Origin of the sequence: Kitasatospora sp. NPDC059088 (genome assembly GCF_042738155.1) — a bacterium.
In the GTDB taxonomy this organism is placed as follows: domain Bacteria; phylum Actinomycetota; class Actinomycetes; order Streptomycetales; family Streptomycetaceae; genus Kitasatospora.
Window position 1 is genome coordinate 57,151 of sequence record NZ_JBHYGR010000026.1, and the last position, 12,651, is coordinate 69,801.

The window sequence follows — 12,651 nt, forward strand, 5'->3', positions numbered from 1 at the left end:
GCGCGTGGGGGCGCGCGGGCGGGTGGCCCCCGCCCCGGGGGCGGGGGGCCCCCCCGCCCGGCGGGCCGCGCGGCGGCCCCCCTCCGCGTTGCCGCCCGGGCGGGGTCAGGCGTCCAGCTTCTCGGACTCCCGCTCGGCCTGCTCGGCCTTCTTCGAGGCCATCAGGCTGGTCACGGTGGTCACGGCCAGCACCACGACGATGAAGCCCAGCGAGAACGGGATGCCGATCTCCGGGACGTTCGCACCGGCCTCGTGGGCGGCGTGCAGCACCAGCTTCACGCCGATGAAGCCGAGGATCACCGACAGGCCGTAGCTCAGGTGGACCAGCTTCTTGAGCAGCCCGCCGATCAGGAAGTACAGCTGGCGCAGCCCCATCAGGGCGAAGGCGTTGGCGGTGAAGACCACGTACGGGTCCTGGGTGAGGCCGAAGATGGCCGGGATCGAGTCCAGCGCGAACAGCACGTCCGTGGTGCCGATCGCCAGCATCACGATCAGCATCGGGGTGATCAGCCGGCGGCCGTTCTCCCGGACGAACAGCTTGGTGCCGCGGTAGTCGTCGGTGGACGGGAAGCGCCGGGTGATCGACTTGAGCAGCCGGTTCTCCTCGAACTCCTCGTCCTCCTCCTCGGCCCGGGCCTCCTTGATCAGCTTCCAGGCCGTCCAGATCAGGAAGGCGCCGAAGATGAAGAACACCCAGGAGAACTGGGTCACCAGCGCCGCACCGCCGGCGATGAACACCGCCCGCAGCACCAGCGCGATGATCACGCCGAACATCAGCACGCGCTGCTGGTAGATCCTGGGCACCGCGAACTTGCCCATGATCAGGATGAACACGAAGAGGTTGTCGACACTGAGCGACTTCTCGGTGATGTACCCGGCGAAGAACTCACCGGCCGGCTGCGCCCCGGAGTGCCACCAGAGGAAACCGCCGAAGAGCAGCGCCAGCACGACCCAGACGGCCGTCCAGATCCCGGCCTCCTTGATCGAGACCTCGTGCGGCTTGCGCCCCCCGATGAAGAAGTCCGCCACGATCAGTGCGATCAGCACACCGATCGTGGTGACCCACATGGTTACGGAAACGTCCACTACTGCTCCTCCGGCAGGTAGGCGAGACAGTCATCGTCACTGCCGGAGGTCTCTTCCGCCCGTCGGGCCAGCGCCCCGGGATGCCGCGACGGGCATCCGTGATGACGGGGTCGGCTGTCGAGGAATACTCCCCTCCGCTGCCATCGAGAGTAACAGGACGGGCAAGGAAAGGTAAAGAAGGTAAAGAACCGTCAGAGGAAGGGCTCGATCGCCGGCAGCAGGTCCTGGAAGGTCCGCCCCTTCGCCGGGGCGCCGATCGCCTGCATCTCCCAGCCGCCGTTGCCGTCCCGGACCACCTTCGCCATGATCTGCCCGGTGTGCGGCCCGCCGCCCGCCAGCTCGTACCGGGCCAGCTCCACCCCGGTCGCCTCGTCCACCAGCCGGCAGTGCGCCTGGCTCACCTCGGCGAAGGTCTGCCCGGTGTACGAGCTGACCGTGAACACCACCTGGGTGACGTGCGGCGGCACGTGCAGCAGGTCGACCAGGATCGCCTCGTCGTCCTCGTCCCCGGAGCCGCCCTCCAGGTTGTCCCCGGTGTGCCGCACCGAGCCGTCGGTGGACTCCAGGTGCTGGAAGAACACCACGTCGGACGGGGTCCGCTCGGCGTACAGCAGGGCCGAGGCGTCCAGGTCGATCTTCCTGGTCCGACTGCCGAACAGGCCCCGCTTGGGCGCGGCCTGCCAGCCCAGCCCCATCCGCACCACGGTCAGGGCGGCGCCCGCCCCCTTCTGGAGGCTGACCCGCTGCCCCTTGGCAAGGTTCACCGACACGACGTTGTCCTCTCTGCCGGCCGCGCGGTCGCTGCCGCACGGCTCCCCGGTGGAACACCCCGTCGCCGTCCCCCGGCTGAGGCCCCCTCTGCTACCGGCCCGCGACCCCGTCCCGGAGGCGCGATGCCGCAGGCCAGCCTAGGGCCTGCGGCACCCGCGACTCCTCCGGGTTACCCGGTTTGTGGCAAGGATGAGACACCGCGGGGCTTGACCGGTGCCGAACCGGCCAAGCCCCGCACGGCGGGCCTCAGGCCACACCGGCCTCGCGCATCTGCCGCAGCTCCTTCTTCAACTCCTTGACCTCGTCGCGCAGCCGCGCCGCGACCTCGAACTGGAGGTCCGCGGCGGCCGTGTGCATCCGGTCCGTCATCTCCTGGATCAGCTCCGCCAGCTCGGCGGCCGGCAGCGACTTGGCCGGCTTGCGCTCCGCGCCCAGCGCCGGCACCGGGGCCTTGCCCTTGCCCTGGCCCCGGTAGCCGCTGGAGAGCAGCTCGTCGGTGTCCACGTCCTCGCGGGCGAGGGTGTCCAGGATGTCGCCGATCTTCTTCCGCAGCGGCTGCGGGTCGATCCCGTGCTCCTTGTTGTAGGCCTGCTGCACGGCCCGGCGCCGGTTGGTCTCGTCGATCGCCTTCTCCATCGACGGGGTGATCCGGTCCGCGTACATGTGCACCTGGCCGGAGACGTTGCGGGCCGCGCGGCCGATCGTCTGGATGAGCGAGGTGCCCGAGCGCAGGAAGCCCTCCTTGTCCGCGTCCAGGATCGCCACCAGCGACACCTCGGGCAGGTCCAGGCCCTCGCGCAGCAGGTTGATGCCGACCAGCACGTCGTACCGGCCCGCCCGCAGCTCGCGCAGCAGCTCCACCCGGCGCAGGGTGTCCACGTCGCTGTGCAGGTACCGGACCCGGATGTCCAGGCCCAGCATGTAGTCGGTGAGGTCCTCGGCCATCTTCTTGGTCAGCGTGGTGACCAGGACGCGCTCGTTCCTCTCGACCCGCTTGCGGACCTCGTGCACCAGGTCGTCGATCTGGCCCTCGGTCGGCTTGACGATCACCTCGGGGTCGATCAGGCCGGTCGGGCGGATGATCTGCTCGACCTGGCCGTCGCCGCGCGACAGCTCGTACGCGCCGGGCGTCGCCGACAGGTACACCGTCTGGCCGATCCGCCCCAGGAACTCCTCCCACTTGAGCGGGCGGTTGTCCATCGCCGAGGGCAGCCGGAACCCGTGCTCGACCAGCGTGCGCTTGCGCGAGGCGTCGCCCTCGTACATCGCGCCGATCTGCGGGACGGTGACGTGCGACTCGTCGATGACCAGGAGGAAGTCCTCCGGGAAGTAGTCCAGCAGGGTGTTCGGCGGGGAACCGGGCTCGCGGCCGTCGAAGTGCATCGAGTAGTTCTCGACGCCCGAGCAGGTGCCGATCTGACGCAGCATCTCGATGTCGTAGGTGGTGCGCATGCGCAGCCGCTGGGCCTCCAGCAGCTTGCCCTGCTTCTCCAGCCTGCCGAGCGTCTGCTCCAGCTCCTGCTCGATGCCGGTGACCGCCCGCTCCATCCGCTCGGGGCCGGCCACGTAGTGCGAGGCGGGGAAGACGTAGATCTGCTCGTCCTGGCTGATGATCTCGCCGGTGAGCGGGTGCAGGGTGTACAGCGACTCGATCTCGTCGCCGAACATCTCGATCCGGACGGCGAGCTCCTCGTAGACCGGGAAGATCTCGATGGTGTCGCCGCGGACCCGGAAGGTCCCGCGGGTGAAGGCCACGTCGTTGCGGGCGTACTGGATGTCGACGAAGCGGCGCAGCAGCACGTCGCGGTCGATCTCCTGGCCGACCTTGAGCGGGACCATCCGGTCCACGTACTCCTGCGGGGTGCCGAGGCCGTAGATGCAGGAGACCGAGGCGACCACGATCACGTCGCGACGGGTGAGCAGCGAGTTGGTCGCCGAGTGCCGCAGCCGCTCGACCTCCTCGTTGATCGAGGAGTCCTTCTCGATGTAGGTGTCCGTCTGCGGGACGTACGCCTCCGGCTGGTAGTAGTCGTAGTACGAGACGAAGTACTCGACCGCGTTGTTCGGCAGCAGCTCGCGGAACTCGTTCGCCAGCTGCGCGGCCAGCGTCTTGTTCGGCGCCATCACCAGGGTGGGGCGCTGCAGCTTCTCGATCATCCAGGCCGTGGTAGCCGACTTGCCGGTGCCGGTGGCGCCGAGCAGGACGACGTCCTTCTCCCCCGCCCTGATCCGCCGTTCCAGGTCGGCGATCGCCGCCGGCTGGTCACCGTTGGGCTGGAAGGGACTGACGACCTCGAAGGGCGCCACGGACCGCTCAATACTCGTGATGGGACGCACGCCTCCACCGTACGGCGCCCCACCGACAACCGACGCCGTTCCGATCAGGCCGCGTGCGCCTCGAACGTCATGGCCGGCTCCCGGGCCGGGTCGATCCGCACGACGGAGTCGAAGGCGGAGGCCAGCCGCTCGATCAGCGGCAGCGTCGGGTCGACACCGCTCTCCTCGATGCTCTCGACCGTCTCCTCGTCCAGCCCGGCCCGCTCGGCGAGCTGGGCCGGGCTCCAGCCGAGCGCGGAGCGGCGGGCGTACACGGCCTCGGCAAGGGCCATCCGCCGCCCGGCCGCCCGGTACTCCTCGCTCTCGCGGTGCTCCGGCGGCACGACCCAACGGGTGTGGTAGCCGCTGCTCATCGTTGCTCCTCCCGGTCGTAGACCTGGTGATCGGCGGCGGGCAGATGCTCCGCCTCGCAGACCTTCTGAGCACGGCGTGCCCGTTCGACCTGATCGGTCTCGCGGTTCCTAGTCTTGCGGAAGACCGTCAGCAGCACAGCCCTCCGCCCCGGTGCGAGCCAGTACGTGATGCGCAGCGGCCCGACCCGGAGCTCCCGCAGCGGCCCGCCCAGATGGCTCGCCAACGGGAACGGCAGGGTCTCGCCGTCCTCGGCGAGCCGGTCGGCGGCACGCTCGGCCGCCCGGTACTCGGTGACGGAGCAGTTCCGGAGCCAGGTCCGGACCTCGGGCTCGATCTCGATCTCGTAACCCGGCCGGGATTCGTCGTCAGCCACGTGCCCCCCTGTTCGGCCGTTGGCCCAACGACCGAACAGCGGGGAGGTTACGGACTCAGTTCTTGGCGCTGTCGCGGGCCAGGGCGACCAGGCGGGAGACGGCGCGGAGGTACTTCTTGCGGTAGCCGCCGCGCAGCATGTCCTCCGGGAAGACCTGGTCGAAGGGCAGGCCGGAGGCGGTGACGGGCAGCTCGCGGTCGTACATCCGGTCGGCGAGGACGACCAGGCGCAGCGCGGTGGACTGGTCGTCGACCTGGTGCACGCCGCGCAGGCAGACCGCGCTGACGTCGTCCAGCAGCGCGCCGTAGCGGCTGGGGTGGACGGCGGAGAGGTGGGCGAGCAGGGCGTCGAAGTCGTCCAGCGAGGCCCCGGGGGTGCGGGCGGCGACGGCCTCGACGGTGTCGTCGGGGTACGGCGGCGGGGCGTCGGGCAGGCCGCGGTGGCGGTAGTCCTGGCCGTCGATCCGCATCGGGCGGAAGTGGGCGGACAGGCCCTGGATCTCGCGCAGGAAGTCGGCGGCGGCGAAGCGGCCCTCGCCGAGCTTCTCCGGCAGGGTGTTCGAGGTGGCGCACAGCTTGACGCCGTTCTCGACCAGCCGGCCGAGCAGCGTGGAGACCAGCACGGTGTCGCCCGGGTCGTCCAGTTCGAACTCGTCGATGCAGAGCAGGGTGTGCCCGGAGAGGGTCCGGACGGCCTGCTGGAAGCCGAGCGCGCCGACCAGGTTGGTCAGCTCGACGAAGGTGCCAAAGGCCTTGGGGCCGGGGGCGGCGTGCCAGAGCGAGGCGAGCAGGTGGGTCTTGCCGACGCCGTAGCCGCCGTCGAGGTAGACCCCCGCCGGGCCGGTGGGCGCGGGGGCGGAGCGGCGGAACCAGCTGCGCTTGGGCGCGGAACCGTTTCCCCCTCCGAGGGTGGCCGCGAACTGCTCCAGGACCTGGACGGCCTCGTACTGGCTGGGCTGGTTCGGGTCCGGGATGTACGTCCCGAAGCTCACCTCGGCGAACCGGGGCGGCGGGACCATCTCGGCGACCAGCCGCTCGGCGGGCACGACGGGGCGGCGTTCGGTGAGTGCGATCGGGGCGCCGGCCGGGCTCTCGGCGGCTATCGACTCGGTCGCGGGGGCGGGGCGGGAGGCTGCGGGCACGTTAGTAGAGGGTACGCCTGGTGCCCGCGCCCTCCGAACCCGCTCCCGGCCCCGGCCGGCCCCGCGGTGGAAGACTGGGGACATGCAACAGTTGATCAGCCCGCTGGGCGCTCCGGTCGCCGATCCGTCCGACCTGGAATCGCTCGCCGCCGTCTACGCGTACCCCGACCAGGTGAATCGGGGGCGCCCGTGGCTGCGGGCCAACATGGTGGCGGGGCTGGACGGCGGTGCGCGGCTCGACGGCCTCTCCGAGGGCCTCTCCGGGGACGCCGACAAGCGGATCTTCGGTGTGCTGCGGGCGCTGTCGGACGTGGTGCTGGTGGGCGCCGAGACGGTCCGGGCGGAGGGCTACCGGCCGGCCCGGGCTCGGGCGGACTTCGCGGCCGCGCGGGCCGCGGCGGGGCAGTCCCCGGCCCCGGCGATCGCGATCGTGAGCCGCTCGCTGGACCTCGACCTCACCGCGCCGCTGTTCACGGAACCGCTGGTCAGGACGGTGGTGATCACCGTCGAGGACGCCCCGCAGGAGCGCCGCCGGGCGGTCGCCGGGGTGGCCGACCTGGTGCTCGCCGGGCAGGGCTCGGTGGACCTGCGGGCGGGCGTGGCGGCCCTGGTGGAGCGGGGCTGGACGCGGCTGCTGACCGAGGGCGGCCCCCGCCTGCTGGGGCAGCTGGCGGCGGCGGGACTGCTGGACGAGCTGTGCCTGTCGCTGGCCCCGCTGGTCACCGGCGGCGACGCGCCGCGCATCGTCCGCGATGCGGAAATGCCGGACGTGCAGCGGATGCGGCTGGTCTCATTGATCGAGCAGAAAGGATTCCTCTTCACCCGCTACCTGCGTCACCTGGGTTCGGATGACCCCGTGACCCCCCGATCGTGATCCCGTTATGCGATGCCGGGGCCCGGGGGCCGGCCACTGGAAGGGACTCACGTGTTCAAGACGGTACTGATGATCGAAAAGGCGCTCTCGGACGCGGACGTGGAGCTCGTCACCACGCTCCACAGCGACGAGAAGGTGTCCTTCGTCGTCCTGATGCAGCCGCGCGGCAAGCAGGACGAGTTGCTGCGGGCGCTCGACGACGTCGCCCTCGGCCACCTCGACAAGGTGGTGCACGAGCACGACGAGTCCGCGGGCGGCCCGACCGTGGCCGGCGAATCGCTGGAGCACAGCCTGCGCCACCTGCGCCGGGCCGGGGCCGAGGCGGTCGGCGAGCTGGTCGAGGAGAAACCGCTGGACCGGCTGCGCGCCGTGGTCCGCGAACAGGAGGCGGACGAGGTGGTGGTGCTCACCTCGCCGCACTTCGTGGAGGAGTTCTTCCACCGCGACTGGGCCTCCCAGGCCCGCCACAAGGTGGGGGTGCCGGTGCTCAGGCTCTTCGCCAGCGACTCCTGACTCCGCCCGCCGGTGGTGCAGAATCGTCCTTGCGGTCCGCCCGCGAGGACGATTCGCACCCCGGCCGCCTGCCCACCAGATCCCGCCCGTACGGAGCCACGCCTTGAACGACGCCGCGCACGACCTGCACGCCCCGCACTTCATCGGCATCGGCGGCGCCGGGATGTCCGGCCTGGCGAAGATCCTCGCGGTGCGCGGTGCCAGCGTCTCCGGCAGTGACTCCAAGGAGTCCGAGACCGTCCTCGCGCTGCGCGCCCTCGGCGCCACCGTGCACGTCGGCCACGCCGCCGAGCACGTGCCGGACGGCGCCAGCAGCATCGTGGTCTCCAGCGCGATCCGCGCCGACAACCCCGAGCTGGTCGCCGCCCGCGAGCGCGGTATCCCGGTGGTGCACCGCTCCGACGCGCTGGCCGCGCTGATGGGCGGCCGCCGGGCGCTGGCGGTGGCCGGCACCCACGGCAAGACCACCACCACCAGCATGCTCGCCGTCGCCCTCGGCGAGCTGGGCCTGGAGCCGTCCTACGCGATCGGCGGCGACCTGGACGCGCCCGGCTCCAACGCCCGGCACGGCGTCGGCGAGATCTTCGTCGCCGAGGCCGACGAGAGCGACCGCAGCTTCCACAAGTACGCGCCCGAGGTGGCGATCGTGCTCAACGTGGAGCTGGACCACCACGCCAACTACGCCTCGATCGACGAGATCTACGAGTCCTTCGAGACCTTCGTCGGCCGGATCACCCCCGGCGGCACCCTGGTCGTCTCCGCCGACCACGACGGCGCCCGCGAACTGACCTCCCGGGTGGCCGCCCGCGAGGGCCTCCACGTGGTCACCGTCGGTGCCGCCGAGGACGCCGACCTGCGCGTCCTGTCGGTGGTCGCCCACGGCATGACCAGCGAGGTCACCGTCCTGCTGGACGGCGAGGAGCTGACCTTCACCGTCTCGGTGCCCGGTCGGCACTACGCCCACAACGCGGTGGCCGCGCTGGCCGCCGGCGTCGCGCTGGGCGTCCCGGCCGCCGACCTCGCCAAGGCGCTCGGCGCCTACACCGGCGTGCGCCGCCGGCTCCAGCTCAAGGGCGAGGCGGCCGGCGTCCAGGTGATCGACTCCTACGCCCACCACCCGACCGAGATGACCGCCGACCTGGAGGCGATCCGGGAGGGCCTGGAGGGCGACGGCCGCGTCCTGGTGGTCTTCCAGCCGCACCTGTTCAGCCGCACCCAGCAGCTCGCCGAGGAGATGGGCCGGGCGCTGGCGCTGGCCGACGCCTCGGTGGTGCTGGACATCTACCCGGCCCGCGAGGACCCGATCCCCGGGGTCACCAGCGAGCTGATCCTCGACGCCGCCCGCCGGGCCGGCGCCGACGTCACCCCCGAGCACGACTTCGCCGCCGCCCCCGCCCTGCTGGCCGGCCTGGCCCGCCCGGGCGACCTGCTGCTCACCATGGGCGCCGGCGACGTCACCAACCTGGGGCCCGAAATTCTCAAGCACCTCGCGAACGTTGCTTCCAACGTCTGACGTACGCCGAGCGGGAGTCGTGATGAGCTACGAGATCCAGAAGTCCGAGGCCGAGTGGCGCGCCCAGCTCAGCCCCGAGGAGTACCACGTGCTCCGCGAGGCGGGCACCGAGCGGCCCTTCGTCGGCGAGTACACCGACACCAGGACGGTCGGCGTGTACGCCTGCCGGGCCTGCGGGACGGAGCTGTTCAGCTCCGAGACCAAGTTCGACAGCCACTGCGGCTGGCCCTCGTACTACGCGCCGCTGGCCGGGGACCGGGTCGAGTACATCGAGGACACCTCGCTCGGCATGCGCCGGGTCGAGGTGCGCTGCGCCAAGTGCGGCGGGCACCTGGGGCACGTCTTCGAGGGCGAGGGCTACGGCACGCCGACGGACCAGCGGTACTGCATCAACAGCATCTCGCTGACCCTGCGGCCGGTCGAGGAGAGCTGACCGCCGGCGCCGAGGGCCCGGACCGCTCCGGCGGCCGGGCCCTCGGCGCTGTCCGGCCGGCTATCCCGCGACCGGGGCGAAGCGGACCGGCAGGTGGACCAGGGCGCGGTGGAACGGGCCCGGGCGCCAGAGCAACTCACCTGCCGGGGTGGCCAGTTCGAGGTCGCTGAGCCGACTGGTCAGCTGCTCGATGGCGGTGATCGCGATCAGCAGGGCCGGGTCCCGGGCCGGGCAGGCGTGCGGGCCGGCCGCCCAGGCCAGGTGGGCGCTCTCCCCGCTGCGCAGCTCGGTGCCGTCGGTGGCCGGCGCCGCCTGGGAGTTGGCGGCCGCGTACGAGACCAGCACCAGCGAGCCGGCCGCGATCTCGCGCCCGTGGAAGGTGATGTCGTACCGCGGGTAGTGGGCCGAGAGGTTGGCCATCGGCGGCTCGTGCCACAGCACTTCGTCGATCGCCTGGTGGGCGGTCATCGCGCCGCCGAACAGCGAGCCGGCGTAGCGGGCGTCGGTGAGCAGCCGCAGCAGGGCGTTGCCGATCAGGTTGGTGGTCGGCTCGTGCCCGGCGATCATGGTCAGGGTGATCTGCCGGATCACCTCGTCGTCGTCCAGCCCGACCGGGTGGGTGACGAACCAGGAGGCCAGGTCGTGCCGGGGGCGTTCGCGGCGCTCGGCGACCATCGCGGTGACCACCGCGACGAGCTTGCCGTACGCGGCACCGGCCCGGGCGCCCGACTCGATCAGCCCGGTGATCGCGGCCACCACCTCGGCGTGCTCCTCCTCCGGCACGCCGAACCCGGTGGTCAGCACGAAGGCGGGCAGCTGGCGGGCGTACTCGGCGATCAGGTCGGCGCTGCCGACGGCGGCGAAGCGGTCGATCAGCTGGTGGGCGACCTCGGCGACCTGGCGCTGCAGCCGGTGCGGTTCGAGCAGGGCCAGGCCGTCGGTGATCACCGCGCGGTAGCGGGCGTGCGTCGCGCCGTCGCTGAACAGCGCGGTGGGGCGGTAGCCGAGCACCGGCAGCAGCGGGGAGTCCGGCGGGACGGTCGCCTGCCAGGCGCGGGAGTCCTTGGAGAAGGTGTCGGTGTCGCGCAGCAGGTCCAGGGCGGCCTGGTAGTCGGTGACCAGCAGGGCCTCGACGCCGGGGGCGATCTCGACCGGGGCGACGGCGCCGTGGCGGCGCAGCCGCTCGTACACCAGCTGGGGGTCGGCGGCGAAGACCGGGCCGTAGATCGGGGTCGGTCGGGTCTCGACGGTCACGGGCGTTCCTGGGGATCGGTGGCGGTGGCGGTGGCGGGCAGGGTCTCCAGGACGTGCTCGGCCAGGGCGATCAGCGCGTCGAGGCTGCTGCCGCGCTCGCGCGCGTCGCACAGCAGCAGCGGGGTCGCGGCGTGCAGGTCCAGGTGGGCGCGCAGCACCTCGGGCGGGTGCTCCGGGGAGTCCGGGAAGGTGTTGACGGCGACGGCGTACGGCAGGCCCTGCTCCTCGACCATGTCCATGATCTCGAAGGAGTCGGCCAGTCGGCGGGTGTCGGCGAGCACCAGCGCGCCCAGGGCGCCGCGGGCGATGTCCTGCCAGAGCGGGAAGAAGCGGCGCTGGCCGGGGGTCCCGAACATGTAGAGCACCGTGTTGCCGGGCAGGGTGAGCCGGCCGAAGTCCACCGCGACGGTGGTGGTGGTCTTCTCCGGCAGGCCCGCCAGGTCGTCCACCGGCCGCCCGGTCTCGGTCATCGCCTCCTCGGTGTGCAGGGTGGCGATCTCGGAGAGGGTGCGGATGAGCGTGGTCTTGCCGACCCCGAACGGGCCGGCGACCACCAGTTTCATCAGCAGCTGGTCCCGGTCGGGCAGGTAGCCCACCCGGCTCGGCCCTGCGGCCGGGAGGTCCTGGCCGGGGCCGGGGCCGCTGCCGGGGTCACCGGAGCGCACGGAGTCCAACGAGGAGCCTCTCGACGATGGAGCGGTCGGTCTGCTGGGCGCGCGGGATCGGCGCGCGGGCGCGCAGGCAGCCCGCCTCGACCAGGTCGGCCGCCAGGAAGACGGTGGCGCTGACCGGCAGGCGCAGGTGCGCGGCGGCCTCCACCACGGTCAGCGCGCCGGGGCGCAGCAGCTCCCAGAGCCGGCGGTGCTCGGGGTCGAGGTCGCCGGGCGGTTCGGCGCGGTCCGCGAACAGGACGGTCAGCCGCTCGAAGCCGTCGGTGCCGGGGCGGCTGCGGCCGCCGGTGGCCAGGTAGGCGGGCACCATCCGCCTGCGGGGGACGGCGCTCATGACCCGGTCGGGGTGCCCTGCGCGCCGGCCTCCTGCTGCCGGGGCGGGCTGGCCAGGGCCCGGCCGAGGGCGGCGACCTGGAGCTGCATCTGGTAGGCCACGTTGCCGAGTTGGGCGTCCGGGGCGGTGAACACGGCGAGCGAGGTGTTCTCCCCGGCGGGGACCACGATGGCGTAGCCGAGGTCGGACTCCACCACGGTCTGGGCCAGCCGCGGCCGCTCGACGTCGGTGAAGGCGGTGGTGAAGGCGCGGGCCGCGGCGTGCACGGTGGCGGTCATCGCGGCGACCCGCTCCGCGGAGGCCCGGCCGAGGCCGTCGGAGGCGGCCTCGACGAGGCCGTCACCGGTGGCGACCACCGCGTGCAGCACCCCCGGGAGCTCCAGCAGCGGGTTCAGCACCCAGGAGATCTCTTCGGTGGCGGTCGGGCTGGGCGAGCTGCTCACTTTTGTACTCCCAGGGTGCTCCCGGCGTCGGCCGGGGGAAATGGGGGCCGTTCCGCCCTGCCGCACAGCGGCGTGCGGGCTCAAGGCATGTGGGTAGGAGCCGTTGTCGGTGGCTCCGGCTAGGTTGATCGTGTGCATCTGAGGTACTCCTATCGCGCCTATCCGACGGCGAGTCAGCGCGTGGCTCTGGCACGGACGTTCGGGTGCGCGCGGGTGGTGTACAACGACGCCCTCGCGACACGGAGGGACGCCTGGAAGGACGGCCTGCCGTACCCGAAGGCCACGGACTTGCAGAAGCAGGTCATCACAGCGGCGAAGAAGACTCCGGAGCGGGCGTGGCTCGCCTCGGTGGGCGTGGATCCGTTGATCCAGTCCCTCCGGGATCTGGACACGGCCTACCGGAACTTCTTCGACTCGGTGGCCCGCAAGCGGGAGGGGGGGCGGGGGGGCGGGGGGGGGGCCGGGGGGGGGGGTGTGGGGGGGCGGGGGGGCGGGGGTGGCCGCCTCGGGAGGCGCGGGCGGGGCGCGCGGAATGTGGGGCGGGCGGGTTGAGG

15 protein-coding genes are annotated in these 12,651 nt (G+C 72.2%); 5 read left to right on the forward strand and 10 right to left on the reverse strand.

The features are described from left to right. Nucleotides 1-105 precede the first annotated feature (105 nt). The 6 genes from ACFWXO_RS14585 to zapE all read right to left on the reverse strand — a co-directional run bounded on the left by ACFWXO_RS14585 (nucleotide 106) and on the right by zapE (nucleotide 6,023). Nucleotides 106-1,086 carry a TerC family protein gene (locus ACFWXO_RS14585; RefSeq protein ID WP_380524184.1) on the reverse strand — a complete coding sequence of 327 codons (981 nt, stop codon included), beginning with the start codon at nucleotides 1,084-1,086 and terminating at the stop codon, nucleotides 106-108. A 191-nt stretch (nucleotides 1,087-1,277) separates the two neighbouring features. Continuing rightward, nucleotides 1,278-1,856 carry a TerD family protein gene (locus tag ACFWXO_RS14590; protein WP_380524185.1) on the reverse strand — a complete coding sequence of 193 codons (579 nt, stop codon included), beginning with the start codon at nucleotides 1,854-1,856 and terminating at the stop codon, nucleotides 1,278-1,280. Between the two features lie 247 nt (nucleotides 1,857-2,103). Further along, complete coding sequence (gene uvrB, locus ACFWXO_RS14595; RefSeq protein WP_380524186.1) at nucleotides 2,104-4,194, reverse strand: excinuclease ABC subunit UvrB; 2,091 nt, start codon at nucleotides 4,192-4,194, stop codon at nucleotides 2,104-2,106. 44 nt (nucleotides 4,195-4,238) lie between these two features. Then, on the reverse strand, nucleotides 4,239-4,547 hold the full coding sequence (locus ACFWXO_RS14600) for a helix-turn-helix domain-containing protein (protein WP_375888337.1): 309 nt from the start codon (nucleotides 4,545-4,547) through the stop codon (nucleotides 4,239-4,241). Next, nucleotides 4,544-4,921 (reverse strand): type II toxin-antitoxin system RelE/ParE family toxin, encoded by a 378-nt coding sequence (locus tag ACFWXO_RS14605; protein ID WP_375888335.1) that lies wholly within the window; start codon nucleotides 4,919-4,921, stop codon nucleotides 4,544-4,546. Before ACFWXO_RS14605 ends, ACFWXO_RS14600 begins: the two co-directional genes overlap by 4 nt. A gap of 55 nt (nucleotides 4,922-4,976) precedes the next feature. Continuing rightward, entirely contained in the window at nucleotides 4,977-6,023 is a 1,047-nt protein-coding gene (gene zapE, locus ACFWXO_RS14610; protein ID WP_380524221.1) for a cell division protein ZapE, read from the reverse strand. 121 nt (nucleotides 6,024-6,144) lie between these two features. On the opposite strand from zapE, the gene ACFWXO_RS14615 reads away from it, so the two are divergent. The 4 genes from ACFWXO_RS14615 (at nucleotide 6,145) to msrB (ending at nucleotide 9,395) form a co-directional block, all read left to right on the forward strand. Continuing rightward, on the forward strand, nucleotides 6,145-6,936 hold the full coding sequence (locus ACFWXO_RS14615) for a pyrimidine reductase family protein (protein WP_375888332.1): 792 nt from the start codon (nucleotides 6,145-6,147) through the stop codon (nucleotides 6,934-6,936). A 51-nt stretch (nucleotides 6,937-6,987) separates the two neighbouring features. After that, nucleotides 6,988-7,449, forward strand: coding sequence for an indole-3-glycerol phosphate synthase (locus ACFWXO_RS14620; RefSeq protein ID WP_380524189.1), 462 nt, complete (start codon nucleotides 6,988-6,990; stop codon nucleotides 7,447-7,449). A 124-nt stretch (nucleotides 7,450-7,573) separates the two neighbouring features. After that, the gene (gene murC / locus ACFWXO_RS14625) at nucleotides 7,574-8,962 is read left to right on the forward strand and encodes a UDP-N-acetylmuramate--L-alanine ligase (protein ID WP_380524223.1); all 1,389 of its coding nucleotides are present in this window, start codon (nucleotides 7,574-7,576) and stop codon (nucleotides 8,960-8,962) included. 22 nt (nucleotides 8,963-8,984) lie between these two features. Then, nucleotides 8,985-9,395, forward strand: coding sequence for a peptide-methionine (R)-S-oxide reductase MsrB (gene msrB, locus ACFWXO_RS14630; RefSeq protein ID WP_375888324.1), 411 nt, complete (start codon nucleotides 8,985-8,987; stop codon nucleotides 9,393-9,395). 60 nt (nucleotides 9,396-9,455) lie between these two features. On the opposite strand, the gene ACFWXO_RS14635 is transcribed toward msrB, so the two are convergent. From ACFWXO_RS14635 to ACFWXO_RS14650, 4 genes are all read right to left on the reverse strand, one after another. Next, nucleotides 9,456-10,649: a cytochrome P450 gene (locus ACFWXO_RS14635; protein WP_375888322.1), complete on the reverse strand. Its 1,194-nt coding sequence runs from the start codon at nucleotides 10,647-10,649 to the stop codon at nucleotides 9,456-9,458. Further along, nucleotides 10,646-11,212: an ATP/GTP-binding protein gene (locus ACFWXO_RS14640; RefSeq protein ID WP_375888485.1), complete on the reverse strand. Its 567-nt coding sequence runs from the start codon at nucleotides 11,210-11,212 to the stop codon at nucleotides 10,646-10,648. The genes ACFWXO_RS14635 and ACFWXO_RS14640 overlap by 4 nt, the downstream gene beginning before the upstream one ends. An 88-nt stretch (nucleotides 11,213-11,300) precedes the next feature. Further along, on the reverse strand, nucleotides 11,301-11,654 hold the full coding sequence (locus ACFWXO_RS14645; RefSeq protein WP_375888319.1) for a DUF742 domain-containing protein: 354 nt from the start codon (nucleotides 11,652-11,654) through the stop codon (nucleotides 11,301-11,303). Beyond that, a complete protein-coding gene (locus ACFWXO_RS14650; protein WP_375888317.1) occupies nucleotides 11,651-12,097 on the reverse strand; it encodes a roadblock/LC7 domain-containing protein in 447 nt (148 codons plus the stop codon). The genes ACFWXO_RS14645 and ACFWXO_RS14650 overlap by 4 nt, the downstream gene beginning before the upstream one ends. A 180-nt stretch (nucleotides 12,098-12,277) precedes the next feature. Here ACFWXO_RS14650 and ACFWXO_RS14655 point away from each other — a divergent pair, with 180 nt between their 5' ends. After that, nucleotides 12,278-12,649, forward strand: coding sequence for a helix-turn-helix domain-containing protein (locus ACFWXO_RS14655; RefSeq protein ID WP_380524226.1), 372 nt, complete (start codon nucleotides 12,278-12,280; stop codon nucleotides 12,647-12,649). The last annotated feature ends 2 nt before the right edge of the window (nucleotides 12,650-12,651 follow it).